The sequence below is a fragment of the Streptomyces sp. NPDC005784 genome (assembly GCF_042871525.1).
GTDB lineage: Bacteria > Actinomycetota > Actinomycetes > Streptomycetales > Streptomycetaceae > Streptomyces.
The window spans coordinates 404,372-430,794 of the sequence record NZ_JBIAIQ010000004.1; the positions used below are offsets into that span (position 1 = coordinate 404,372).

Annotated in this window: 16 protein-coding genes and 1 pseudogene; 5 read left to right on the forward strand and 12 right to left on the reverse strand. The window is 71.6% G+C overall.

The features are described from left to right. Positions 1-44: 44 nt before the first annotated feature. Positions 45-839 carry a class II aldolase/adducin family protein gene (locus ACFYR3_RS09650; protein WP_355844120.1) on the reverse strand — a complete coding sequence of 265 codons (795 nt, stop codon included), beginning with the start codon at positions 837-839 and terminating at the stop codon, positions 45-47. A 154-nt stretch (positions 840-993) separates the two neighbouring features. Here ACFYR3_RS09650 and ACFYR3_RS09655 point away from each other — a divergent pair, with 154 nt between their 5' ends. Next, entirely contained in the window at positions 994-1,464 is a 471-nt protein-coding gene (locus ACFYR3_RS09655; protein ID WP_355844117.1) for a pyridoxamine 5'-phosphate oxidase family protein, read from the forward strand. Positions 1,465-1,474: 10 nt separating this feature from the next. Here the strand turns inward: ACFYR3_RS09655 and guaA are convergent, their stop codons facing one another. Continuing rightward, positions 1,475-3,055: a glutamine-hydrolyzing GMP synthase gene (gene guaA, locus ACFYR3_RS09660; protein ID WP_328449131.1), complete on the reverse strand. Its 1,581-nt coding sequence runs from the start codon at positions 3,053-3,055 to the stop codon at positions 1,475-1,477. Positions 3,056-3,384: 329 nt separating this feature from the next. On the opposite strand from guaA, the gene ACFYR3_RS09665 reads away from it, so the two are divergent. Continuing rightward, positions 3,385-3,669, forward strand: a complete 285-nt coding sequence (locus ACFYR3_RS09665) for a chorismate mutase (RefSeq protein WP_351537737.1) — start codon at positions 3,385-3,387, stop codon at positions 3,667-3,669. A 572-nt stretch (positions 3,670-4,241) separates the two neighbouring features. On the opposite strand, the gene ACFYR3_RS09670 is transcribed toward ACFYR3_RS09665, so the two are convergent. Together ACFYR3_RS09670 and ACFYR3_RS09675 are read right to left on the reverse strand one after the other, a co-directional pair. After that, on the reverse strand, positions 4,242-5,453 hold the full coding sequence (locus ACFYR3_RS09670) for a hypothetical protein (protein WP_389282303.1): 1,212 nt from the start codon (positions 5,451-5,453) through the stop codon (positions 4,242-4,244). Between the two features lie 152 nt (positions 5,454-5,605). Beyond that, complete coding sequence (locus tag ACFYR3_RS09675; RefSeq protein WP_389282305.1) at positions 5,606-6,025, reverse strand: hypothetical protein; 420 nt, start codon at positions 6,023-6,025, stop codon at positions 5,606-5,608. Between ACFYR3_RS09675 and ACFYR3_RS09680 the strand changes: the two genes are divergently transcribed. Then, positions 6,018-6,659 (forward strand): LAETG motif-containing sortase-dependent surface protein, encoded by a 642-nt coding sequence (locus ACFYR3_RS09680; protein ID WP_355844106.1) that lies wholly within the window; start codon positions 6,018-6,020, stop codon positions 6,657-6,659. The two genes, ACFYR3_RS09675 and ACFYR3_RS09680, sit on opposite strands and share 8 nt — an antisense overlap. A gap of 172 nt (positions 6,660-6,831) precedes the next feature. Here the strand turns inward: ACFYR3_RS09680 and ACFYR3_RS09685 are convergent, their stop codons facing one another. The 7 genes and pseudogenes from ACFYR3_RS09685 to ACFYR3_RS09715 form a co-directional block, all read right to left on the reverse strand. Continuing rightward, positions 6,832-8,664: a GMC family oxidoreductase N-terminal domain-containing protein gene (locus ACFYR3_RS09685; RefSeq protein WP_389282307.1), complete on the reverse strand. Its 1,833-nt coding sequence runs from the start codon at positions 8,662-8,664 to the stop codon at positions 6,832-6,834. Between the two features lie 84 nt (positions 8,665-8,748). Beyond that, entirely contained in the window at positions 8,749-10,749 is a 2,001-nt protein-coding gene (locus ACFYR3_RS09690; protein WP_389282309.1) for a succinic semialdehyde dehydrogenase, read from the reverse strand. A gap of 209 nt (positions 10,750-10,958) precedes the next feature. After that, positions 10,959-12,403, reverse strand: a pseudogene (locus ACFYR3_RS09695) (hypothetical protein). Between the two features lie 108 nt (positions 12,404-12,511). Next, complete coding sequence (locus ACFYR3_RS09700; RefSeq protein ID WP_355844099.1) at positions 12,512-14,179, reverse strand: protein kinase; 1,668 nt, start codon at positions 14,177-14,179, stop codon at positions 12,512-12,514. Positions 14,180-14,240: 61 nt separating this feature from the next. After that, positions 14,241-16,007 (reverse strand): serine/threonine-protein kinase, encoded by a 1,767-nt coding sequence (locus tag ACFYR3_RS09705; protein WP_355844316.1) that lies wholly within the window; start codon positions 16,005-16,007, stop codon positions 14,241-14,243. A 188-nt stretch (positions 16,008-16,195) separates the two neighbouring features. Continuing rightward, positions 16,196-19,294, reverse strand: a complete 3,099-nt coding sequence (locus tag ACFYR3_RS09710; RefSeq protein ID WP_389282311.1) for a protein kinase — start codon at positions 19,292-19,294, stop codon at positions 16,196-16,198. Positions 19,295-19,463: 169 nt separating this feature from the next. Then, the gene (locus tag ACFYR3_RS09715) at positions 19,464-21,647 is read right to left on the reverse strand and encodes a serine/threonine-protein kinase (RefSeq protein ID WP_355844093.1); all 2,184 of its coding nucleotides are present in this window, start codon (positions 21,645-21,647) and stop codon (positions 19,464-19,466) included. Between the two features lie 308 nt (positions 21,648-21,955). On the opposite strand from ACFYR3_RS09715, the gene ACFYR3_RS09720 reads away from it, so the two are divergent. Beyond that, positions 21,956-23,032, forward strand: a complete 1,077-nt coding sequence (locus ACFYR3_RS09720; protein ID WP_355844090.1) for a serine hydrolase domain-containing protein — start codon at positions 21,956-21,958, stop codon at positions 23,030-23,032. A 68-nt stretch (positions 23,033-23,100) separates the two neighbouring features. On the opposite strand, the gene ACFYR3_RS09725 is transcribed toward ACFYR3_RS09720, so the two are convergent. Beyond that, positions 23,101-24,807: a glycerol-3-phosphate dehydrogenase/oxidase gene (locus tag ACFYR3_RS09725; protein ID WP_355844087.1), complete on the reverse strand. Its 1,707-nt coding sequence runs from the start codon at positions 24,805-24,807 to the stop codon at positions 23,101-23,103. A 271-nt stretch (positions 24,808-25,078) separates the two neighbouring features. Here ACFYR3_RS09725 and ACFYR3_RS09730 point away from each other — a divergent pair, with 271 nt between their 5' ends. Continuing rightward, positions 25,079-26,287: a nucleotide sugar dehydrogenase gene (locus ACFYR3_RS09730; protein WP_355844084.1), complete on the forward strand. Its 1,209-nt coding sequence runs from the start codon at positions 25,079-25,081 to the stop codon at positions 26,285-26,287. The last annotated feature ends 136 nt before the right edge of the window (positions 26,288-26,423 follow it).

Sequence of the window (26,423 nt, forward strand, 5' to 3'; positions counted from 1 at the left end):
ATGGCCGTTCCCGCCCCCCGTCTCCACCCATAACCGGACAAGTCCTAGCTGAGGAGATCGGGTTCGCCGCGGCTGATGTCCTGCCACAGGGGCTGGTAGTTGATCCACGCCACCAGGTCGCCGCCGAGCTGTTCGCGGGTGGCGACCGCCTGCTTGTGGTCGATGAGGAGGGGCCGGCCCGCGGCCTTCGCGGTGAGCTGGACCTGGCTCGACCGTTCCATGGACAGGAACCACCAGGCCGCCGCGTCCACCGAGTCCCCGACGGTCAGCAGCCCGTGGTTGCGCAGCACCAGCGCCTTGCGGCTGCCCAGCGCGGACGCGATCCTGCGGCCCTCCTCGGCGTCGACGGCGACCCCGGAGTAGGCGTCGTAAAGGGCGTGATCCTCGTAAAAAGCGCAGCTCTCCTGGGTGATCGGGTCGAGCAGATCACCGAGGGCGGCCAACGCGCGGCCGTGCACAGAGTGGCAGTGGGCGACGGCGACGACGTCGGGGCGGGCGGCGTGGACCTGGGAGTGCACGGTGAACGCCGCCTGGTTCACGTGGTAGCGACCCTGGATCACCTGACCGTCCTGGTTGGCCATGACCAGGTCGCTCACGGTGACGTGCTTGAACGGCATGCCGAACGGGTTGACCCAGAAGCAGTCGCTGTACTCCGGGTCGCGCGCGGTGATGTGTCCGGAGACGCCGTCCTCGAAGCCGAGCCGTCCGAACAGCCGCAGCGCGCCGGCCAGCCGCTCCTTGCGGTGCCGCCGTTCGTCGTCCGTCGATTCGTGCATCGGCGGCATGGCGAAGCGCAGCTGGTCGGTGGGGCGGGGCAGGGGCGGAGTGGGCCCTTGCATAGGTCCTCCAGCACTGGCGCGATCGGTACGAGCGGAAGTTACCCGGGGTCAGCGCAGGAGAACAGGGGTGTTCCGTGAGAGAAAAAAGAGGACCAAAGAGGGTCTCCGGCAATACCCGACAGAAGATGTCGGGTATACGCGCCAGACTCGGGTCATGAACTGGGCAGCTCTCTCCACGGCAGAACCGGACCTCGCCGGCACCGTCGAACAGCGCTTCGGCGCCTTCACCCACCACGTCCTCGCGACCCTCCGCAAGGACGGCTCGCCCCGCACCTCCGGCATCGAGGTGCGCTTCCTGGACGGCGAACTGTGGCTCGGCATGATGCCGGACTCCCTCAAGGCACTCGACCTGCGCCGCGACCCGCGCTTCGCGCTCCAGGCGAATCCGGGGGCCGGCACGGACATGGGCGGCGGCGACGTGCGGATCAGCGGGCGGGCGGTCGAGGTGGGCGACGACGTCCCCGCGAAGGCGGCGTACGTGAAAGAGGTGGAACCGCCGGAGCCGTTCCACCTCTTCCGCACCGAACTGACGGAGGTCACGCGGACCTACGTCGAGGACGACACGTATCTGGTCGTCCAGGTCTGGAAGCCCGGCGCGCCGGTGCGCACGCTCAAGCGGACCTGAAGGGGGAGGACTACTCCCACTCGATGGTGCCCGGGGGCTTGCTCGTCACGTCGAGCACGACGCGGTTGACGTCCGCGACCTCGTTCGTGATGCGCGTCGAGATCTTGGCGAGGACCTCGTAGGGCAGCCGCGACCAGTCGGCCGTCATGGCGTCCTCGCTGGACACCGGACGGAGCACGATCGGGTGGCCGTACGTCCGGCCGTCGCCCTGGACGCCCACGCTGCGCACGTCGGCGAGCAGGACGACCGGGCACTGCCAGATCTCACGGTCGAGACCGGCGGCGGTCAGCTCCTCGCGGGCGATGGCGTCGGCGGCACGGAGCAGGTCGAGACGCTCCTTGGTCACCTCGCCGACGATCCGGATGCCGAGGCCGGGGCCGGGGAACGGCTGGCGCTGGACAATCTCGTCCGGCAGGCCGAGTTCCTGTCCGACCATCCGGACCTCGTCCTTGAACAGCTGGCGCAGCGGCTCGACGAGCTGGAACTCCAGGTCCTCGGGGAGACCGCCCACGTTGTGATGGGACTTGATGTTGGCGGTGCCGGTGCCGCCGCCGGACTCGACGACGTCCGGGTAGAGCGTGCCCTGGACCAGGAACGCGACGTCCTCGCCCTCGGCGGCCTCGGCGATGATCTCCGCCTGGGCCTGCTCGAAGACGCGGATGAACTCGCGCCCGATGATCTTCCGCTTCTCCTCGGGGTCCGAGACGCCCTTGAGCGCGGTGAGGAAGCGCTCCTCCGCGTCCACGACCTTGAGCTGGACGCCGGTCGCGGCGACGAAGTCCTTCTCGACCTGCTCGGTCTCGCCCTGGCGCATCAGACCGTGGTCGACGTACACACAGGTGAGCTGGGAGCCGATGGCCTTCTGGACGAGGGCCGCGGCGACCGCGGAGTCCACTCCGCCGGACAGACCGCAGATGGCGCGCTTGGTGCCGACCTGCTCGCGGATGAGGGCGACCTGCTCGTCGATGACGTTGCCGGTGGTCCAGGTCGGGGTGATGCCCGCGCCGCGGTACAGGAAGTGCTCCAGCACCTGCTGGCCGTGCGTGGAGTGCATGACCTCGGGGTGGTACTGGACGCCGTAGAGCTTCTTCTCGTCGTTCTCGAAGGCGGCGACCGGGACGACGTCCGTGGAGGCCGTGACGGTGAAGCCCTCGGGAGCCGCGGAGCAGGCGTCGCCGTGCGACATCCACACCGGCTGCTCGTCCGGGGTGCCCTCGAACAGGGTGGAGCCGGACTTCGAGACGTGCAGCGGCGTACGGCCGTACTCGCGGGCGCCGGTGTTGTCGACCGTGCCGCCGAGGGTCGTGGCCATCAGCTGGAAGCCGTAGCACATGCCGAAGACGGGGACACCCGCCTCGAAGAGCTCGCGGTCCAGGCGCGGGGCGCCCTCCGCGTAGACCGACGAGGGACCGCCGGAGAGGATGATCGCGGCCGGGTTCTTGGCGAGCATCTCCTGGACCGGCATGGTGCTCGGCACGATCTCGCTGTAGACCCGGGCCTCACGGACGCGACGGGCGATGAGCTGGGCGTACTGCGCACCGAAGTCGACGACCAGGACGGTGTCGGGGGCGGCGGGGGACGCTTCTGGCACGGTCTGCCTTCCGGCGGTGAGCAAAAGGGTGTGTACGGCCGATTCTACCGGGGGCCGCGGTGGGCCTGGCGCCGCCGGGGTTCCCGGCCCGGGTCTCATCATCCGAACCCTGCTTGGCCGACGCCCCCGCGGGCGTGCATACTGCCGTCATGCTCACGCAGACGACCTTCCTGTTTACCTATGGCAACCGGCCCACCGGCTGCCATGGTCGTGCTGCTTGAGCAACTGACAAGCGACTTCCCAGGCGCCCCGGGCCGACAAGGCCCGGGGCGTCTGCCGTTTCCGGGCCCTGCCGCTCCGGGGCACCCCTTCCGCCGAGGAGCCCCACCATGGCCGACGTACTCGACAAGACCGGCGCCCGCACCGACGAGGCCGCCGACGTGATCACCGGTGCCCGCGAGCGCATCGACGCCCTGGACGACCGGATCATCGGCCTCGTGCAGGAACGGATGGCCGTCTCGGCCGTCATCCAGGAGGCCCGGATCACCTCCGGAGGCCGCCGGGTGAACCTCTCCCGCGAGATGGAGATCCTCGGCCACTACCGGGACGCGCTCGGCAAGCCGGGCACCTCTCTGGCCATGACCCTGCTCGAACTGTGCCGCGGCCGGGTCTGAATCCCGGATCCGGAGTGCGCCGACGGGCGGCGGCGTCCGGGACGCCGGGCCCCGTGTCCGGCGTACGCAGGGCCCGCACCCGGCGTACGCACGTACGCATTCCCTCTCACCCGTACGGCGCGTGACCGGGGTGCCGCGGACTTCGTTTCTTCTGGTGTCCGTGTCAGCCAGGGGCGGGCCCGAAGGAACCACGCGTGGCTTCGCTGGAGCGATGAGACGTACGGATCGTGCCGTGCGTCGTGGGACGTCGCTCCAGGTGGTGTGACCGGACGGCAGGGGACAGCAGGCCGGTCATTCAAGAGAACGGTCGGCCCCGGGGACGCCCGGGGCCGTCCGACGGAAACCGTTCAGGGCCGGCATCATGTGCGCGCCCTCGTGTGCCACCGCGTACGACCGGCGGCCACTCCCGCGACCAGCGGCGCATCCCCCGACGCCGCTTCGAGTCACCGGCGCCGCCCTGACGTCGGTGCTGTCGGAAGAAGGGCCCCGCGGACATCCGTCCCGCGGGGCCCTTCACCGTGCGCGAGGCACGGACGCCGGGGCACGGACGCGGTCAGACGCGGCGGACGCGGTCAGACGCGGGACACCGTGCCGCAGTCGGTCGTGGCGGAGCGCTCGATGTCACGGCTGCGGTCGTACGGGTCGATGGTCGGGCCGCTCGGCGACGCGTCGGTGGGCGTGGCCGACACCGACTGCGACACGAACCGCGGGTGCAGGAAGCCGTCGTAGACGTCGCAGGCGGAGTTGCCGATGTCCTCCGTGTAATAACGGATCAGCAACTTGCCCGGGGTGACCCGGAACTTCCTCGGGTCGGAGAACGTGACGTCGAGGACGCGGCGCACGATGGTGCGGGTCACCTCGGTCGAGTTCCCACCGACCGGGGACACCGGGTAGACGAAGGTGTAGTCGGCGTGGATGGCGACGGACGCGTCCTTGCCCGCCTTGAAGGTGATCCGGCCGCGCGTCTTGACCACGTGCCCGACCAGGTTTGCCTCGTGGGGGTCGAAGCGGCTGAACAGGCCCAGGGGATCGTGCTTCTTGTCCGGCGCGCGCAGCCGGCGGTTGACGTCGTCGACCATCCGGGGCTGCTTGGGGTCGAGGACGGCGATCGCCGCCTCGGGGCGCTCGCCGCGCAGGGTCGCCGGATCGAGGTTCGCCCCGACGAGCAGGTTCTTGGTCTGCCGCAGCGCGGTGGCCACCTGCTGTTTCGTGAGCGAACCGACCGGTGTGGCCTTCGGGACGACGATGGCGGCCACGCCGTCGGCCCAGCGCTCCGCGGGCGATCCGGCGAACGGGTGTTCCCTGGTGGGTGTTCGGGAGTCCGGGGCGGAGGGCGGTGCGGTCGGGGCCGCTGTCTCGTCCGGCAGCGTGGGGCCGGCCGAGGGGGACTTGGCCGAGGTGCCGATGGGATCGCCGGGCAGCAGGGACGGCTTCATCGCGACGACCGCCACGGCGACGGCGAGCGGGATCCCGAGGATCGCCCACAGTCTGCGGCGCCGGGCGGCGCGCCCGTCCATCTCGCGCCAGGCGGGGCCCGTACGCCAGCCCTCGGGCTGTGCGGCCGGCCGTACTTCCTTCCGGGCGGCCCGGCGGACGGCCCGCTCGGCCTCCCGCGCGTCCTGCAGACGCAGTCGCTCCGTCACCATGCGCGCCCGGGCGGACGGTTCCTTGGGGGCCGAGTCGCGGATGTCGCGTTCGCTGTCGCGCGCGAACTGTTCCCACACATCGTCAGGAACCGTCGGCTCTCCGGTTTCCCCGGGCTGCTTTTCAGACACGAAGCACATTTGTAGGCGGCTCGAACGGACGTACGCAAGCCGGGCAGGGGTGTGACTCAGGCCACATAAGAATTCTGTGAGTCGCAGGACAACCATTCTCAGGTTTCGCCGGTCACACCTGCAGAACCAACGGCCACACCCGCGCCCCACACGCGGAGGCCTCACCCATATACGTCATATTCGCGCCGCGAGTTCACGGCGCACTGGACATACGAGGTCTTCATGAAGCTTCGCCGTGCCATGGCCACTGCGGCCGCGACGGCTGTCATAGCACCGCTCGCGTTGCTGTCGGTCGCGCCGGCCGCGTTCGCGGAAGAAACCCCCTCCCCGAGCGCGAGCGTGTCCGCGTCCCCGTCCGAGTCGGCCTCGCCGAGCGCGAGCGAGAGCTCCCCCGCGCCGTCCGAGTCGGCGTCGGCCTCCGCGTCCGCCTCGGCGTCGGCGTCGGCGTCCGCGAGCGAGTCCGCTCCGGCCCCGAGCGGCTCCGCTTCGGCGTCGGCCTCCGCGTCCGCGTCCGCCTCCGCGTCGGAGTCCCCGGAGCCCGAGCCGTCCGAGTGCTCGGACTCCAAGGTCCAGGTGTCCATCAGCGGCCTGCCCGGCAAGATCGCGGCGGGCAGCGGCTGGCACAAGTTCTCCCTGGGCGTCCTGAACAACTCCGACTCCACCCTGAGCGACCTCGGCTTCTTCGCCGGCGCGTCCTCCGACAAGGCGGGCGAGGACCTCTTCCAGAGCAAGAAGGTCCAGCTCCAGGCGTACAACCCGGACGACAAGGTCTGGGAGGACGTCGACTCCGAGGGTTACGCGGTCGGCTTCGTCGGCTACACCGACGAGCTCAAGCCCGACTACGAGGTCGACATCCCGCTCCGTATCAACGTGAAGTCCAGCGCCCCGGTCGGCGCCGGCTTCTCCCTCGGCGCCAGCATCTACGGCGACGCCGACGCGGAGTGCACCGGCTACGGCGAGGTCGCGTACAAGTTCCAGATCGTCGCGGCCGGCACGGACACCGACGGCACCAAGCCGCAGGAAGGCGGCGAGGTTCCGGTCTCGGACAAGCCGGCCGACAAGGGCAACACACCTCAGGTCGACGGCAGCCTCGCCGAGACGGGCTCCAGCTCCGCCCTGCCGATGATCGGCCTCGCCGGCGGTATCGCCGTCGTCGCCGGTGCCGGTGCGCTGGTCGTCGTCCGTCGCCGCAAGTCCGGTGGCGCGACCGCGTAACACGGCCCGGCACGACTGACGCGGGCATCAGCCTGGCGAGAAGTCGCAAGAAGCCGCGAGAAGTCGCAAGAAGAGAAGGACCTGCGCTCGGAGGGGGGCGCAGGTCCTTCTTTTCGCTGTCCGGGACCGGAGAGCCCGCACCGGCCGGGGCCAAGGCCCTCGCCGGACGGGACTACGGCTTCGGCGGCACCGTCGGCATGCCCAGGAACGGCAGCCGCAGTGCGCCGAAGGCGTCCGCGGGCACGGCGGGCCGGCGCGGCTCCACCGCCTTGAGACGCTCGTACGCGGCTCCCGGCGCCGGACGCGGATCGGCCTCGCCCTTGTTGGGCCAGAACGACATGGCCCGCTCGGCCTGCGCGGTGATGGTGAGCGACGGGTTGACACCGAGGTTCGCGGAGACGGCGGCACCGTCGACGACGGAGATGCCCGGGTGGCCGTAGAGCCGGTGGTAGGGGTCGATGACGCCCTCCTCCGCACCGGCGCCGATCGGGCAACCGCCGAGGAAGTGCGCGGTGAGCGGGGTGCCCATCAGCTCGCCGACATTGCTGCCCGCGAAACCGTTGATCTCCTCCGCGATGACGGAGGCGGCCTGCGAAGCGGCCCTGATCTGCTTGGGGTTGGGAGCGCCGTGACCCTGACGCGCCGTCAACAGCCCCTTGCCCGCGCCCTTCGGCTTCAGATACGTCGTCAGGGAGTTGTCGAGCGACTGCATGACAAGACCGATGATGGTGCGTTCGGACCAGCGGCGGTTGGACAGCGACCGCAGCACCAGCAGCGGATGCCTCGCCGCGTTGACGAGCCATCCGGCCACCCTCGACGAGCCCTCCGCGTAGGGGACTTGGAGGATGGACAGACCGCCCATCGCGTTGGAGCCCTTGCCGTAGCGGACGGGTTCGATGTGGGTGTTCTCGTCCGGGTGGATCGAGGAGGTGATGGCCACACCCTGGGTGAAGTCGGCCCTGGGCGTCCCGTGCGCCTTGCGGTAGCGGCGGTTGTCCGTCTGCGCGCCCACCAGCGCCTCGGAGTTGGTGCGGGTCAGCTCGCCCAGCCTCTTCGACAGGTACGGCAGCTGTCCGCCGGCCTTCATGCGGTGCAACAGCGTCTGGGTGCCGTAGGTGCCGGCCGCGAGAACGACCCGGTGCGCCGTGAAGGTCCGCCCCTCCCCCTTGCGCCGCTCGTCCGTCGGGAGGGTCTGGACGGCGTACCCGCCCCGCGAGTCGTCGGTGACGGACACGACGGTCGTCATGGGATGGACGACGGCGCCCGCCTTCTCGGCGAGGTGGAGATAGTTCTCGTTGAGGGTGTTCTTGGCGCCGTGCCGGCAGCCGGTCATGCACTCGCCGCATTCGGTGCAGGCCTTGCGGGAGGGCCCCACGCCCCCGAAGTACGGGTCGGCGATCTCCTCACCGGGCTTCGCCCCGGCCGACCCGTCCGCGTCCTGTCCGTCGCCGAAGAAGACACCCACGGGCGCCATGTGGAAGGTGTCGCCGACCCCCATCCGCTCCGCGGCGGCCTTGAGGTGCACGTCCGACGGGGTCATCGTCGGGTTGAGCCGCACACCCAGCATGCGCCGGGCCTGGTCGTAGTACGGCTTCAACTCCCCTTCCCAGTCGGTGATGTCCTTCCACTGAGGGTCCTCGAAGAAGGGCTTCGGCGGTACGTAGAGGGTGTTGGCGTAGTTGAGGGAACCGCCGCCGACGCCCGCCCCGGCGAGCACCATCACATTGCCCAGCAGATGGATGCGCTGGATACCGTACATGCCGAGCCTCGGGGCCCAGAGGTAGTTCTTGATGTCCCAGGAGTTCTTGGGGAGCGTGTCGCGGGTGAAGCGCCGGCCGGCTTCGAGGACACCTACGCGGTATCCCTTCTCCGTCAGCCGCAGGGCGGTGACGGAGCCGCCGAAGCCGGATCCGACGACGATGACGTCGTAGTCGTACGTTCCCTCGTACGTTCCTGCGTCCGTTCCCTCGTCCGGCTGTTCCTGGACAGAGCTCTCCTGTGACACGTGCCGCTCTCCTCATCGAGAACCGTTTTGAGAACTGTTTGAGAACCGTGGATCGTTGATCAAGGGCCCGCGAAGGGCCGTGGACTAGCGCAGCCGGAACGCCTTCATGAGCTTCAGGCTCCGGCTCATGAACGCCGCGTACTTCTCGTCGTCCATGCCGAGGGACGGCGCCATCGGCAGCAGCCTCTGATGGGCGACGGTCTGCGCCTCGGTGTACTTGAGGATGCCCTCGGAGCCGTGCCGACGGCCGAGGCCGGAGTCCTTCATGCCGCCCATGGGCGACTGGACACTGCCGTACGCGGGTGCGTACCCCTCGTTGACGTTCACCGTGCCGGTCCGCAGCCGGGCCGCGACCGCGCGACCGCGCCGCCCGTCCTTCGTCCAGACGGACGAATTGAGGCCGTACGACGTGGAGTTGGCGAGCTCGACGACCTCGTCCTCGGTCTTGAACCGGTAGAGGGAGACAACGGGCCCGAAAGTCTCCTCGGCGCAGACGGCCATCGGGGCCTCCACTCCGTCGAGGATGGTGGGCTCGTAGAAGTACGGGCCGATGTCGGGCCGGGCGACACCGCCGGCGACCACCCTGGCCCCCTTGGCGACGGCCTCCTCGACATGCCGCGTCACGGTCTCCAGTTGCCGCTCCCCGACCAGTGACCCCATGTCGGCCCCGTACGCGAGGGACGTGCCGAGCCGCATGGCCCTGGTCCGGGCGGCGAACCGCTCCGCGAAGGCGTCGGCGATCGACTCGTGGACGTACAACCGCTCGATGGAGATGCAGAGTTGACCGGCGGAGGAGAAGCAGGCGCGGACGGCGCCCGCGGCGGCCTTGTCGAGGTCGGCGTCCTCCAGGACCACCATGGCGTTCTTGCCGCCGAGTTCGAGGGAGACGCCGACGAGCCGGGCGGCGGCGCCCTGGGCGACCTCGCGGCCGGTCCGGGTCGACCCGGTGAAGGAGACGTAGTCGGCGTGCTTGACGACCTCGGGTCCGACGACCGGCCCGTCCCCGATGACGACCTGGAAGACCTCGGCGGGCAGCCCGGCCTCGATGAGCAGGTCACGCGCCCACAGGGCGGTGAGGCAGGTCTCGGTGTCGGGCTTCATGACGACCGCGTTGCCCGCGACGAAGGCCGGCAGCGCGTCGCCGACCGACAGCTCCAGCGGGTAGTTCCAGGGCGCGATCTGCCCGACCACACCGCGCGGGTGGCGCAGTTCGGTGACCTTGGTGAGGGTCGGGACCGCGCCGGCGTGCCGCTTGGGACGCAGATACGAGGGTGCCTTGCGTCCGTAGTGCCGCGCGGCGACCGCGACGGCCTGGACCTCTTCATGGGCGTGCAGCCGGGCCTTGCCCGTCTCCAGCTGGATGAGGTCCAGCACCTCGGCCTGCCGGGCGAGCACGAGGTCGTGGAACCGGAGCAGGACGGCGGCGCGCTGCCGTACCGGGGTGGCCGCCCAGGCGACCTGGGCGGCACGGGCCCGCTCGAAGGCCTTCTCGACGTCCTCCGGCGTGGACTCGGGCACGTCGGCCAGCTTCTCGCCGGTGAACGGGGTGTGGTTGGCGGTCCGCCCGGACCCGGCCACACCCTTGGTGAGCTGCGCGACGAGCTCGGGGGTCACGACGTCGACGGCGGTACGGGCGCCGGCCGGGGCGGGAGCGAGGGGGTTGGTGCCGACGGCAACGGGCGTGGCGGACGCGTCCGCGGTGTCGTCGCCGGTCGCGGTGTCGCCCGCACCGCCTTCGCCCTCCGCGGTGTCGTCGTCGGTCGCGATGCCGTCGCCGGTCGCGGTGTCCCCGAGACCGACGGTCTCATCCGGACGGGCGGTCCCGCCCGCACTTGCCGCTTCCGCGGCGGCTGACGTTTCCCCGTCGGCAGGCGTTCCCGCGACAGCCGACGTTTCGTCCGTGCCCGCCTTCGGTCCGGTCTTGGCGTCCGCCTCGACCGACGCGTCGGCGTCGGCGCCGGCGATCGCTTCGGCGGCGGGCGTCGCGGCGGCCTCCGTGGGAGCGGAAGCCGCCGCGTCGGTACCGGCCGTCTCGTCGGTGCCGGTGTCTTCCGTGGCCTGCTCCGCGGCCTGCGAGTCCGTCATGAGCCGCAGGGTATGCCCGCTCGCTCCCTTTGGGTACCCGTCGGTAATGGCCTTTCACGGAGTACTCACACACCGCCAGTGATCACTGGCAGCGAATACGCTGATCAGGGCGTTGTCGATCCGACGATCACCGGGGGATCGTTTCTCCGGTCACAGTCCGGTCACCGGGGACGAGAGGGCCGCCGCCCGCACGGCGCCGGCGGGTTCGATCACGGCCTGTCGATGTCCAGGTTCGCGATCGCCGCGTCGGCGACCTCACGGCCCCGCGCGGTGAAGTCGCCCTCGCCCGGATAGCTGATCGTGAGCCTGTACATGTCGCCGGCCCTCGACTTGTAGTAGAAGAGCCTGAGTTCGCGGGGGCGGGGATTCTGGGTGTCGGTGGTCATGTACTTCGCCGTGTTCTCGGCGGACTCCCTGCCCCGGTACGTCGCCTTGGCGTCCGGGGTCGTCCTCGGACCGGCGGGCATGCTCAGGGAGTACGAGCCGCTCGCCTTGAACCCACCGTCGTCCGCGTACATTTCGGCCCTCGCCGAGTCCTTGATCTGCTTGGTGGCGTCCTCGGACTTCCTGGAGAGGCTCAGCCCGATCGTGATGCTTCCGCTCCAGTCGGTGTACGTGACCCAGTGCCCCTTGTCCGACGTCCGGTCCGGCGTTCCCTTCTGGTAGTCGGCGGGCACCCCCAGCGTCGCGGCGACGTCCGCCACATGACGTTTCCGCCAGCCGTCGGGCAGCGGACCGGCGAACGGGTCCGCGATCACCAGGTACGCCGCCACCGCGGCCAGGGCTACCACGGCGGCGACCGTCGCTCCGAGGCCGATCAGGGCCCTGCGGCCGACGCGGAAGACCCTGCCGCCGGGCCCTCCGGGTCCGTCCGGGCCCTCGATCCGCGTGACCTGTGTCGGCGCCGGGGCGGGTGGTCGTACGGCCTCCTCCAGGAGGCGTCGGACCTCGGCCGCCCCTGGCCGGTGGGACGGCTCCTTGCTGAGCAGGCCGTTGATCGCCTCCGCGAGCGGGACTCCCGCCGAAGCGGGCGCGGCCGGCGCGGAGTTGAGAACCGACTGAAGCGTGGCGGGCGTGTTGCTGCGCCGGAAGGGGGAGACGCCTTCGGTGGCGGCATAGAGCACTACGCCGAGCGACGGTCGAGCCGCGCCGCCGCGCGCGCCTCGCGCCGCATCCGCTCGTACGCGGTGGCCCGTTCGCGATCGGGAAGATGGTCCGGGACCCGCGGTTCCTTGACCGCGACCTCACGGTCGACGGTCTCGTCCTCGGCCCGCCACACCGTGCCCATGCCGCCGTGTCCGAGCTTGGCGAGCAGGCGATAGCGCCCGGCGACGAGCCGGCCCGCTCCCGGTTCCCGCGAGGGCTCCGGTCCGCGAGCCTCCGGCTGGTCCGGGACTGCCGGGACGGGCGTGGCATACGGATTGCCCGGGTACGGGACGGCGACCGGGGCTCCCGGCGGGCCGCCCGGCAGCACGGCTCCCGGCTGCCCGCCCCGCACCGCGGCCTCCCGAGGCCGGTCCGGCACCGCCGCCTCCGACTGCCGGCCCGGCACCGTGACCCCCGGCTGCCGGATCTGCGCCGCGGGTCTCGGTGGTTGCAGACCGAAACTCGTCGGCTCGTCGCCCCCGTGAGGGACTCCCCCGTCGTCGCTCATACGTCCATCTGTATCGCGGCGGGCGCCTCCCCATCCAGCCTCTTCGCCCACCGGTCACAGACCCGTGACGCACGCCATCCCTTATCTCCCCTTACGGGGCCACGGGCTTCATGAGGCCACGAACGTATCCACCGCCACGTCGAAGTACTCCTTCGCCTCCGTCACCCGGCCCACCGGCGCGGAGACCCAGACGTCGTACATCCGGCCGCCCTCCTCCCAGCACACGTCGTAGGTGTGCCGTGCGCCCTCCGCCGCGCTGAAGCCGTTCCAGGTGAACTCCCAGAGCGCGGCGGGGTGTCCGTCGTGGGTCGTCCTGGCGACCGTGCCGTCGTGATAGCCGGGGTTGCTGGAGGGCCCGTCGGCGTCCGCCCGGCGCATCACACCGAGCGGACCGCCCGTCTCGGGGTCGGCCACCTTGATGCCGAGGCGGAAGGTCTCACCCGGCGACATGTAGAAGATCCGCTCCCCCTGCGGATCCCGCGTGAAGCCGTCGGGCACGGCGAGCGAGAAGCCGTTCGGATCCGACGCGGTGCGGTAGCCCGAGGGTGCCGTGCGGGGGGTGGCGGCCGACGTCTGCCGCCGGGTCACCGTGACGGTGGGGTCGGCGCTCGCGGGCGGGGACGGGAGCGTGCCGGACGCCGGGGACGACGTATGCGGTGTCCGTGACGTGGACGACGTGCTCGACGTCCGTGACGTGCCCGGCGAACTCGACGAGGCCGGTTTGCCGTCACCGCCGCCTCCGCCCATCAGCAGCGCGGCCGCCGACACCCCCGCCCCGGCCATCGCGGCGACCAGCGCGGCGGCGACGAGGAGACTGCGCGTGGACTGCCTGGGCGGCTGGTCCGCCGGGGTGGCGGGAGAGCCCGGCGACGGTTCGGGCGCGGGTCTGTGCAGGGGTACGTCCCGCCGCGTCGGCGTGTACGGGACCGACAGCCGCGGCGTACGGCCGGTGTCCCGGAAGGCGCGCAGCATCCGCTCCGCCTCCGCCGCGTCGAGCCGCCGCTCCGGATCGCGCTCCAGCAGCCCTCGTACGACGGGCAGCAGCGGTGCGGCCTGGGCCGGCGGACGGATCTCGTCGACGACGACCGCGTGGAGGATGCCGCCGAGCGAGTCGCGGCGGAACGGCGACGCTCCGCTCAGCACCGTGCACAGCAGTGCGCCGAGCGACCACAGGTCGGACTCGGGGCCGGTCCGGGCACCGGCCATCCGTTCGGGCGCGGTGTACTCGGGCGAGCCGACGAACGCGCCGGTCTCGGTGAGCGTCGTCGCGCCCGCGACCTGGGCGATCCCGAAGTCGGTGAGCACGATGCGGTCGGTGCCCGCTTCGACGAGGACGTTGGCGGGCTTGAGGTCGCGGTGCAGGACGCCGGCGTCGTGCGCGCGGCGCAGCGCTCCGAGCAGGTCGATGCCGATGCGGGCGGCCTCGCGCGCGTCGACCGGCCCGTTCGCCGAGATCCGTTCGGCGAGCGAGCCGCCGTCGATCAACTCCATGACGATGTACGGGCGTTCGTCGTCCTCGACGACGTCATGGACGACGATGATGTGCGGGTGGTGCAGTTGCGCGACGGCCCGCGCCTCGCGCAGGGTGCGGTCGCGCTGGAGCCGGGCCTCCTCCGCCGACAGCGAGTCGTCGAAGGCCAGCTCCTTCACCGCGACCCGGCGGCCGAGCAGTTGGTCGGTGGCACGCCAGACGACGCCCATGCCGCCCCGGCCGATTCTGGCCTCCAGCCGGTAACGACCCGCGATCACACGGACGTTCTCCCCCTCGGTCCCCATGGGCCCATCATGCCCCACCGGACGGCGGCGCTCCGGAGCGATGACGTCGCCGTAGGTGTTATCAGGCCTTGGGGTTCCAGCTGCGCAGGATCACCTTGAACTGCTGAAGCGCGGTGTCCCAGTCCGCGGCGGGCGAGGACATGTAGATCGCGTACTCGACGCCGTTCCGGCCGAGGTAGGTCTGCTCAATGGCGCGACGCTGCCCCGGGAACGGCGTCTGCTTCGGCAGCGCGGTCCAGGTGAAGTCCCAGAGGGAGCCGTGGCAGTCCCGGAACGTGTTCGCCTCGAGGCTCACCCGCGCGTAGTCCTGGAGCTTCGTCAACTGCTCCTCCAGGTCCAGCTGGTGGCTGTACGGATCCGGGAAGTCCGGTGAGTCGTCCACGGCGATGCGGACGAAGTGCTCGCCGCCGTCCGGGGTGTAGTCGACCTGGGAGCCGTTGGCCTTCCGCTTCCATTTCTTGCCGGGAAGGGCGATGTTGAAGCCGTCGGGGTCGTCCACGCTCACCCAGTGCGCGGGGAGGGCGCCGGTGGCGGTTCCTGACCCGCCGTCCGTGGCCCCGCCGCTGGGCTTGCCGGTGGCGCCCCCCTTGTTCCCGCCTGATCCGACGGAGTCGGCCGAGTCGCCGCCGGCCCGCCGCCAGTTGTCCGCGTACCGCATGGCTACGGCACCGCCGCCGCCGACCAGCGCGGCCATGACCAGGACGAGGGCGATGGTGCGGCCCCGCCGACGCTTGCGGGGCTCGGGGCCGGGCAGGAGCTGGTACCTGGTCCCGGCGGGACCGCCGCCCTGGGGCGTGCCCCCCTGTGTGGTGACGCCGGTTCCATGGCCGTGGCCGCCCGTGGTCGGTGCACCGTAGGACAGACCGGCGTGGGCGGTACCCCCGTGGTTCTGACCACCATGGGTTCCGCCCCCATGTGCCCCGGCCCCGTGTATCCCGCCTCCGTCGGAAGGGTCGCGTCCCCCACTCGTGTCCACATGCTGTGTCGGCACATACGCCTGTGCCGTCCTCGGACGGCGGCCCTCCGCGGCCTCGGCGAGCATCTCCTCGGCCTCGTCCGGGCCGGGGCGTCCCGCGGGGTCCTTGCAGAGCAGCGAGACGATGACGGGCTCCAGCGCACCGGCGTACTGCGGAGGCGTGAGCTCCTCGTCCACGACGGCCTGCATGGTCGACAGCGCCGACGTGCGCCGGAACGGCGACCGCCCCTCCACCGCCGTGTACAGCGTGGCCCCGAGGGCCCACAGGTCGGCGGCCGGACCGGGGTCGTGGCCGCGCACCCGCTCGGGCGCGAGGTAGTCGACGGAACCGACGATCTCGCCGGTGCGCGTGATGGTCGTGTCACCCTCGACCTGCGCGATCCCGAAGTCGGTGAGCAGCACGCGCCGGTCGGTCGACAGCAGGACATTGCCCGGCTTCACGTCCCGGTGCAGCACACCGGCCGCGTGCGCGGCGCGCAGCGCGCGCAGCACCCACAACCCGATCCGCGCCGCCTCGGCCGGTTCGAGGCGTCCCTGCGCCTTGACCTCGTCGGCCAGCGAGTTGCCCTCGACCAGCTCCATGACGATCCACGGCCGGTTGTCGTGCTCCAGCACGTCATGGACGGTGACGACGGCCGAGTGGTTGATCCGGGCCGCGGCCCGCGCCTCGGCATGGGTCCTGGCGAGCAGCCGGGCCAGGTCGCTCTCGGCCACGTACAGCGCGGCGGTCAGCTCCTTGACCGCGACCGCGCGGTGCAGCACCTCATCATGGGCGCGCCAAACCCGGCCCATGCCACCGCTGCCGATGGAGTCGACAAGCCGGTAGCGGCCCGCGAGGAGCAGGCCCTGAATCTGATTCACGTTTCCCCGCAATGGTATTGACAGGGTCAGACTAAAGAGCGGTACCCACTCAGGGAACAAGCGGGGTCGTACGGAGACCGCACTGTGACGGTTGTCCCTTCCTTGTACGGGAGGGAACCGTTCGGTGTTCAGACGTCCTCGCCTGCGCAAACGCGGCGTCCGGTGCGCAAAAGGGTTGTTCAGCCCGTGACTTGGTAGGTCGACGACGCCTGCTCGTAGAGGCGTGTCACCTCGTCGCGCTCGGCATCCGGGCCGCGTACCTGCACCACGTGGTAGTGGCCGCCGACGAGGATCGCGAGGTTGCGCACATAGAGCGAGCGCCCCGCGGAGTCCTGCCAGGTGAACTGGCCCTCGGCCATCGCCTTGCCGCCCACGTCGATCCGCCGCATCCCGCTGGAGGTGGCCCAGGTCGAGTCCCGGAAGGGCTGCAACTCCTTCTCGTTCTCCCGCTGGTAGGTCATCGGGTCGCTGCCGTACGTGGCCGTGCCGTCCCGCCCGGGTACGACGATGAGCTCGAAGTCCCCCTGGGAGTAGATGATCTGGCCGCTGCCGTTCCTCGGGGAACGGTTCCAGCCGCTCGCCACGGCGACCTGGAATCCATCGGGGTCCTTGCGGAGCGTGAACCCCTGGGCGACGTCCGGATCGGTGGTGGTGTGCGAGGAGGTCGACCTGGACTTCCCCGAAGGGCTGTTGCCGGGGTCCGGCGAGGTCTGGTCGGGGCGCGGCTCGCTGCTCGACGTGGCTTCGGAGCTGGTGTCGGGGGCGGGGCCGACCTGTCCGGCGGCGCCGGTCCGGCCGTCTCCCGTGCCACTCCGGTCCGACTTGGGCATGAAGACCACGGCGTACGCGACCGCCGCGGCCAGCAGGAGCAGGACCAGCAGGAGCAGGTTCCGGCCCAGCCGGCGCGGCCGCGCCGAACTCTCCTGCCTGGCGCGCTTGTGGCGGGCGTGCGGGCTGGTCGCGGGGAGCCCGGCACGGCGTCTGCGGACGAGCTCGCCCCGGCGCCGTACGATCGGCAGCCGGCTCGGGTCGACGGGCGGCGCGGGCACGACATGCGTCCCGGCCTCGGGCTCCGGCGCGGACCGCACCAGGGACCGCAGCCAGCCGCGCAGTTCCTCGAAGTCGAGCCGCTCGGTGGGGTCCTGGCGCAGCAGCGACTCGACCACGGGCCGCAGCGGCCCGCACTCCTCGGCGAAGGCGGGCGGCTCGGCGCACACCAGCTGCACCAGCTCGGCGGTGTTCTCCTCCGGGTACGGAGCGTGTCCCTGCACGGCGCGGAAGAGCAGCGCGCCCAGCGCCCACAGGTCGGTCGCCGGTCCGATCGGGGCGGCCAACTGCCAGTTCTCGTGCACCGGTCCGGCCTGCTCCGGCGCCCAGCGCTCGGTGACCGGTCCGACCACGGCCATCCGTGCCTGCCGGGCCCGCTCCGCCGCGAGCGCGGTGGCCGGCCCTCGGCGCGGCGGCGTCCCGACGACCAGCTCACCCCAACCGCCGCCGCGGCGCTCGGGGTTGTGCGAGGCGGTGGCGGGGCTCCCCGGGGCGCCGGGAACCCGGGTGTGGTCGGGGGCCGTAGCGGCGCCGGGTACGCGGACGAGGCCGGAGTCGGTGAACCCGACGGGATGTCCGGGCACTTGGGTGTGGCCGGAAGCCTGGAAGCCGCCGGAGAACCGGCCGTTGTCCGGAACCCGGTCGTTGTCGAGGGGCTGTCCGGGGGCCGGGACGCCCGGACGGCCGCCGTGCCCTGCGGGGTAGGACCCCTGGCCGGGCACGAGCGCGGGGTTGTCGTACCCCGTGGCACCCGGGGCCGGCCTGCCGACCGATCCCGGTCCCAGTCCCGATCCCGATCCCGATCCCGATCCCGAGGGGAGTGTGGGGCGTCCTTGGCCGTCGTCCCCGTCGACGGCTCCGGCAGGACGCGGCCGAACCCCGTGCCTGTTCGTCCCGCCGACTCCGTAGGGGTCCGCTATCTGCCCCGGAGGCGCGGCGTGCGGGCGCTGCTGCCCGCCTTGGCCGGACAGTTGCGGCGGGGCGTAGGCCTGGGCCTGCGTGGAGTGCGGGGAGGTGCCGTACCGGCTGTCCTGGCCGGTCTGCTCGCCCTGCTCACCGGGTGCCGAGGGCCGGGGTGCCGGAAGAGCGAGCGGGTCGCCCCGCTCTTCCCCCTGAACGCGGGCTGCGGCGCGTGCTCCGGCACGGTACGCGGCGATGGCTCCGGCGCGCGCGGCGCGGATGTCGTCCCCTGCGTCCTCCGCTCCCTCGCCCGTCTCCGGTCCGCCACCTCGCCCGGCCGCTCCCGCCGGACGGCTCGCTCCCGCCGGACGGCTCGCTCCCGCCGGACCGCCCGGACCCGCCGGACCACCCGCTTCGAGTGCACGCGGGCCCCGGCCCGCCGTGGGCGTCCCCGGAACCGGCGTTCCCTGCTCCGCGCGGGCCTCGATCGCCGCCCGCCGGGCCGCTTCGGCATCGGCGCCGCTCGTGGCCGCCACGGCGACACCACGCGCGGCACCGCCGAATCCGATGCCACCGGCGGGACCTCGCCCGCCCGCAGGACTCGGCCCGCCTCCGGCGGCACCCCGGGAAGCGCCCGCGCCCGCTCCGGCCGGACCGCCGTTCCCCGGCTGCCCGGCGCGGGGGCCGGACCCGGGCTCAGTCCTGAAGTCGTCCTCCGGCGCCGGCACCGGGTCGTACCCGCACAGCGCCTCCTCGGCGGCCCCGGCCGCCAGTCCGGTGAGCAGGACGCGGCCGTCGTCGCAGACGAGCACCGTGCGCACGGTGATGTTCCGGTGCACCCATCCGTGCGCGTGCAGGACCCGAAGCGCGGTCAGGACGTCCGCGGCGACCTCGGCGGCCCGGTAGGGGCTGAGCGGCTTCTCGGCGAGTAGCGCGGCCAGCGGCCTCGCGGGCACCAACTCGCTTACTATCCACAGCGACCCGCCCTCGGCGAACACGTCGAAGACCTGGTCGAGCCGGGGATGGTCGGGGATCTGCGCGGCGGCCTGCGCTGCCTCGATCGCGCGCCGCACCGCCGGTTCGGTGGGCCGGCGCGTGGTCCGGGCGGATGCCCGCCGCACCCCGCCGTCCCGGGCCACGAACCCGTCGGGCAGCCCGTCCGCGTCGAGCACCTCGGCCTCGACGACTTCCGGCAACGGCACCTGCCGTACCAGGACTTCCTGCCCGCTGTAGGTGTCGAAGGCCCGGCTCTCGGCGAGTTCGTACTCGTCGGACGGTGGCAGAGGCAGGCGGTAGCGGTCGGCGAGTACCCGTCCCGCATAGTCGTCCACGATGCTTCCCCCAGCCGACCGGTTGGTCAATTCCGTTCGCCGTGCGTTCCGTTGTGGCTTCGTTCGGTCCGCAACCACTCACGATACGTGCCCGAGGCAACCCGCAGAGCGGTGATGCGAGATCTCGGGCTCCCCTTCGTGGCGGAACGTCACCTCGGCGAGCGGTACGTCACGACTTCGGCTGGAACGTCTCGGTCAGCGTCTTCCACGTGTGCTTGCGCAGAGCGCTGTCCCACGCGGAGGCCTTCGCCGTGTACATCAACGCGTACCCCTGATGCGGGTTCACGACGAAACCGCGGTCGATCGACCGGTACTTGGTGCCGCCGTCCACATAGGTGAACTCCCAGTCGGCCGTGTTCCACCTTCGGTAGTCCACCTGCTCTATGCGCACCTTCGAGTACTGGGAGCGCGTCATATAGCGCTCCTGGTTCTCCCAGTCCGCGACCGGGTCGTCCTTGGGCGTGTCCGTCCAGCCGACGAGGAGCTTCTGCCCGTCGGGACCCGCGAACCGGGCTCCCGCGGCGTCCTGGGACTGGAACTTCCACCCCTTCGGCAGCCCGATCGAGAAGCCCTGGCCGCTCTTGTACGTCGTGACGGAGGTGGAACCCGAACCCGAGCCCGACTCCTTGCCGTCACCGCTCGAACCGGCCGACGTGCTCGCGCTCGCGTCCGTCCCCGAAGAGGCGTTCCCGTCCCCTGAACCGGACCCGGAGTCGGAGCCCGACTTGTCGCCGCTGTCCGTGTGCGCGGAGTCGTCGCCGCCCTTGCTGTCGCCGCCGCCCTTCCCGCTTCCGGACGTCGCCCCGCTGGAAGCGGTCGCCTTGCTGCCGTTGCTCTTGGCGCCGTTGGAGCCCTTGTCGTCCCCGCCGCCGAGTGTGAGGGCCAGCACGATGCCGATCACGACCAGCGCCACGACCACCGCGAGGACCACCAACGTCCGCAGAGGGACGACGTCCGTCAGCGAGGCCTTCGGCACCGGGCGCGCCGGGCGCTCGGGGGCCACCGGCCACCCGGACCCCGAGGCACTCCGCGTACCGGCGGCACCCGCCGCTCCGGCACCCCCGTCCGAACTGGAGTTCACCGACGTACCGTCACGACTGCCCGACTGCCCCGGCACGGACGGCGCACCGGGCACGGACGAACCCGCCGAGGCGGACGGCACAGAGCTGCCGTCGACCGTGTCGGCAGCCCCGCCGGACCCCGCACCCGTGCGCGGGGAGGCCGTTTTGGCGGCTTCCTCCGCCCGGGAGGAATCCGGGCCGCCGACCGTCTTGGCGCGGGCCGTGGCCGCCGAGGTGGCCGCCGCTGTGGCGGCCCCGGCCGCGGTCGCGGCCTTGCGTACCGAACGCAGGGCCCCGCGCAGCCGCTCCGCGGGTTCCTCGCCCTTCCTGGCACCGGAACCGAGGCCGCCCGCACCCCGCCGCCCCGGCTCTTCCGGCAGGGGCGGCATGGCCACGACCTTCGTCGCGTCCGGCGGCTCCGGCACGCTCTGCTCGGGCTCGGGCGCGTGCAGCACCTCGTTGAGCATCGCCCGTGCACCCGCGTCGTCGAGCCGCTGCTCGGGATCCTTGGCGAGCAGGCCGTAGATCACGTTCTCCAGCGGACCCGCGTTCTTCGGCTGTTCGACCGGCTCGGTCATCACGGCGGTGAGCGTCGCGATCGCGGAGCCCCTGTCGTACGGCGGCACGCCTTCGACCGACGCGTACAGCAGACCGCCCAGCGACCACAGGTCCGCCGCGGGTCCGGGCTTGTGGCCGCGCGCCCGCTCCGGCGAGATGTAGGAGGGCGCGCCGACGAGCATGCCGGTCGAGGTGATGGACGGGTCGCCCTCCACCTGTGCGATGCCGAAGTCGGTGAGCACGACCCGGCCGTCGTCGGACATCAGCACGTTCGACGGCTTCACGTCCCGGTGCAGGATGCCCTCACGGTGCGCCGAGCGCAGCACGTCGAGGATGGCCAGGCCCACCTCGGCGGCGCGCTTCGGCGTGAGCAGTCCGTCCTCGCGGATGGCCTCGGCGAGGGACTTGCCCTCGATGAGCTCCATCACGATCCACGGCCGGTTGTCCTCGTCGACGACGTCGAAGACCGTCACCGCACCGTTGTTGCGGATCCGCGCGATGGCCTTGGCCTCCCGCAGCGTGCGCGTGATCAGCCGGCGCTTCTCGTCCTCGTCGATGGCCGACGGGAATCGCAGCTCCTTCACGGCCACCGTGCGGCCCAGGGTCTCGTCCTCGGCGCGCCACACCGTGCCCATGCCGCCGCGGCCGAGAACATCCCCCAGCCGGTACCGCCCGGCGAGGAGACGTTCGCTCTTGTCCTGACGGGATGCTCCCGCCCGCTCCGCCTCCGACATGCGTCCCCTCATGCAACCCGCCCTGACAGAGCCTCCATTGTCCCTCACCCGACAAGTGCCCAACGCCCTGGGGCCCCCTGGAACCGCAACAGCTCAGCCAGTGAGACGCCCGGACCCCGCCGACGGCTCACCGACGGCCGCACCCCGCACTCACCCGACCGCCCCGCAACCTGCTCCCGCACCCACCGACTACCCCGTAATCGGACTTCCGCACATCCCTCCGCACCCTGTCGCCGGCTCGGCCCGCGCCCTGCTCCCGCGCACAGAAACGTGCCTCATCATGAGCCGCGACAAGGAAGGACCCGCCGATGCCACGGCCCCGGACACCTCGGACACTCCTGGTCGTACCCGTGTCCCTGGCGCTCCTCGGGATGGCCCAGACCGGCCTGCCGGGGCCGACCCCGGTCGCCGCCCGAAGCCCTGCCATCCAGGCCTCGGACACCGCGCTCACCCTCCTCGTGACCCGGGGCGGCGCTCCGGCCGCCGCCCTGCTCGCCGACGACGCGACCGGTTCACGTTTCACGGATGCCGGAAACGGAATTGCCCGTTCCGATCATTTCCGCGCCGGAAGCATCACCAAGACGTTCATCGCGACGGTCGTCCTGCAACTCGCCGCCGAGCACCGGCTGTCCCTGTCCGACTCCGTCGACGACCACCTGCCCGGCCTGGTGCGCGGCGCGGGCAACGACGGCCGCCGAATCACGCTGCGTGCCCTGCTCCGCCACACCAGCGGCCTTTACGACTTCACCTCGGCGACCGGGGGCACCGTCCCCGTGACTCCTCTTCAGGCCCTGCGCATCGCACTCACCCATCCCCCGGCCCACCGCGGCCGCTTCGCCTACTCGAACACCAACTACGTACTGCTCGGCATGATCGTCGAACAGGTCACCGGCCACTCGTACGCCGCCGAGGCCGAGCGCCGCATCATCAATCCCCTTCGCCTGACCGGTACTTCGTTCCCGGGTGACCGTGCGTCGCTTCCCGCGCCGCACGGCCGCGCCTACGCCGCCGACGGCTCCGATGTCACCGAGCTCGACCCGCGCGTGGCCGGCGCGGCGGGTGAGCTGGTGAGCACCCTGGCCGATCTGAACCGCTTCTACGCGGCCCTGCTCGGCGGCGGACTGCTGCCCCCGCACTGGCTGCGCGAGATGCTCGACACCCGCGCCGCACATGGCTCGTACGGCATGGGGCTGTTCCCGGTGAGGCTGCCGTGCGGGACCACGGTGTGGGGGCACAACGGCCGCATCTCCGGCAGCTACGTGCGCAGCGCGGCCACCGTCGACGGTCGTCGTGTCCTCACCTTCCGGGTGAACACGGACGGGGTCACGGACCCGACGCTCGAGCCGGCCCTGCTCGCCGCCGAGTTCTGTCCCCGCACCCGGTAGAACGGCCGGGCCGCGACCGAAGATCCCAGCTCACGACACCCGTTCGAGTGATACGGGCGAAGCGGCGGTCAGAACGGCACGATGTCCGGCGCCCCCAGCCGGGCCGCGTCCGCCGTCAGGTCGTCCGGCTGGCGCTGGGACTCCCGCTCGGCCTCGACCCGCTTCTCGTAGTGCTGGACCTCGCGCTCGATCTGGTCCTTGTCCCAGCCGAGGACCCGTGCCATCAGCTCGGCGGCCTCGCGGGCGCTGCGGGTGCCCCGGTCGAAGGTCTCGATGGAGATGCGGGTCCGCCGGGTCAGGGCGTCGTCCAGGTGACGGGCGCCCTCGTGCGAGGCGGCGTAGACGATCTCGGCCCGGAGGTAGTCCTCGGCGGCCGGCAGGGGCTCGCCGAGGGTCGGGTCCTCCGCGATGAGGTCGAGGAGTTCCTCGGCCATGGCCCCGTACCGGTTCAACAGGTGTTCCACACGCACCACATGGAGGCCGGTGCGCGCCGCGATCCGCGCTCGCGCGTTCCACAGCGCCCGGTAGCCCTCGGCGCCGAGCAGCGGGATGTCCTCGGTGACGCACTCGGCGACGCGCTGGTCGAGGCCGTGCACCGCCTCGTCCACCGCGTCCTTGGCCATCACCCGGTAGGTCGTGTACTTGCCGCCGGCCACGACCACGAGTCCGGGCACCGGATGGGCCACCGTGTGCTCGCGCGACAGCTTGCTGGTGGCGTCCGACTCCCCTGCCAGCAACGGCCGGAGCCCCGCGTACACCCCCTCGACGTCGTCGCGGGAGAGCGGCACGGAGAGCACCGAGTTCACGTGCTCCAGCAGATAGTCGATGTCCGCGCTGGACGCCGCGGGGTGGGACTTGTCCAGGTCCCAGTCGGTGTCGGTGGTGCCGATGATCCAGTGGCGGCCCCACGGGATCACGAACAGTACGGACTTCTCCGTACGCAGGATCAGACCCGTCGAGGAATTGATCCGGTCCTTCGGTACGACCAGATGGATGCCCTTGGACGCCCGGACGTGGAACTGGCCCCGCTCCCCGACCATCGCCTGGGTGTCGTCGGTCCACACCCCCGTGGCGTTCACGATCTGCTTGGCGCGGACCTCGTACTCGCCGCCGCCCTCGACGTCGCGCACCCTGGCCCCGACCACCCGCTCGCCCTCGCGCAGGAAGCCGGTGACCCGCGCGCGGTTGGCGACCTTCGCGCCGTACGAAGCCGCCGTGCGCACCAGCGTCGCCACATAGCGGGCGTCGTCCATCTGCGCGTCGTAGTACTGCAGGGCGCCGATCAGGGCGTCCTTCTTCAAGGCCGGTGCGACACGCAGAGCGTGGCGGCGGCTCAGATGGCGGTGGCCGGGCAGGCCGCGGCCGTGGCCGCGGGCCATCGACATGGCGTCGTACAGCGCGACGCCGGAGCCCGCGTACAGCCGCTCCCAGCCCTTGTGCTGGAGGGGGTAGAGGAACGGGACGGGCTTCACGAGGTGCGGTGCCAGCCGTTCGAGCAGCAGACCGCGCTCCTTCAGTGCCTCGCGGACGAGCGCGAAGTCCAGCATCTCCAGATAGCGCAGACCGCCGTGGATCAGCTTGCTGGATCTGCTCGATGTGCCCGACGCCCAGTCACGCGCCTCGACCAGGCCGGTGGACAGGCCGCGTGTCACGGCGTCCAGCGCGGTACCCGCGCCGACCACACCCGCGCCCACTACCAGCACGTCCAGCTCACGCTCGGCCATTCCCGCAAGTGACTCGGCGCGCTCCGCCGGCCCCAGTGTCGCTGTCCTCACCGCTGCCTCCCGCTGTTGGTCGCGCTGGCCGCACCTGTCCGGCGACGCCCGGCTCACATCCCCCCTGCCCAAAGTCTGACCGTCTTGCCCCTCGTCGGCCACCGTCCGCCCCCAGCCTGTGGACAACACTCGGCGACGCGCAAGGAATCTTGATCGATCAATCCCGCAAATCGGTCATATTTACTCCTAGTCTGACATTGCTCTCGCCCATCCTGTCCACAGGGCTTGCGCACCTGTCCCGCATCGGTTACTGGGAAGGACGGCCCACTCCATGCCCGCAGACCTCGCCGTCATCGGACTCGGTCATCTCGGCCTGCCCCTGGCCCAGGCCGCCGTCGCCGCCGGCATCTCCACCCTCGGCTACAAAACAGGGCCGGAGGGCGGCTCCCTCACCCCCGCAGAACTGCGCCGGATGCTCTCGGGAGGCTTCCGGCCCGCCACCAACCCGGCCGAGCTGGGCCGCGTGCGCACCGCCGTCATCTGCGCCCCGACCCCACGGGGCGCGGACGGCACCCTGGATCTCGGCCAGGTGGAGGCGGCGGCCCGCACCCTGGCCGCGCGGCTGCGCCCGCACACCACGGTGATCCTGGAATCGCCCGTGCACCCCGGCACCACCGAGGGCTTCCTCCGCCCGCTCCTCGAAACCGGCTCCGGCCTGCGCGCGGGGCGCGATTTCCACCTCGCCTATTCACCCAGCCGGGTCGATCCCGGCAACCGCGAAATCACCCCCGCCGGCACACCGAAGGTCATCGGCGGCCTCACCCCCGCGTGCACCGAGTCGGCCGCCGCCTTCTACGGGCGGCTCACCGACAAGGTCGTACGCGCGCGTGGCCCCCGCGAGGCGGAGACCGTGCAGGTCCTGGAGACCAACTTCCGGCACGTCAACATCGCGCTCGTCAACGAGATGGCCGTGCTCTGCCACGACCTGGGCGTCGACCTGTGGGACGTCATCCGCTGCGCGGAGACCAAGCCGTTCGGGTTCCAGGCGTTCCGGCCCGGCCCGGGGGTCGGCGGGCACGGGATCGCCCAGGACCTCGGCGGCCCCTCCGGGCGCCCCCTCCGGATGGTCGAACTGGCCCAGCAGGTCAACAACCACATGCCCCAGTACGTCATCCAGCGCGCCGCCGCGCTGCTCAACGAGCACGGGAAGTCCGCCCGTGCCGCCCGGGTGCTCCTGCTCGGCGTCACCTACAAGGCGGACATCGCCGATCAACAGGGCGCGCCCGCCCACGAGATCGCCGTACGCCTGATGGAACTCGGCGCGTCCGTCAGCTATCACGACCCGCACGTCCCGGCCTGGAGCGTCCTCGGGCGGCCCGTTCCGCGCGCGGACTCCCTCTACGAGGCCGCGGCCGACGCCGACCTGACGATCCTGCTCCAGCAACACCGCACGTACGACCTGCAAGGACTGTCCGTGAAGGCCCAACTCCTGCTGGACACAAGGGGGGCGACCCCGACCGGGGCGGCACACCGGCTCTGAACGATGGAATTCCCCTCACGGATTGTCACTCCCCCCTGCTAATCTGCGGCAGCTCTCGCACACACGTGCGCCCGAGTCCCGGGCGCCCGCAGCTGTGCGGTGACATCCCACGCGCACACCACGGTGCGCCCGCATC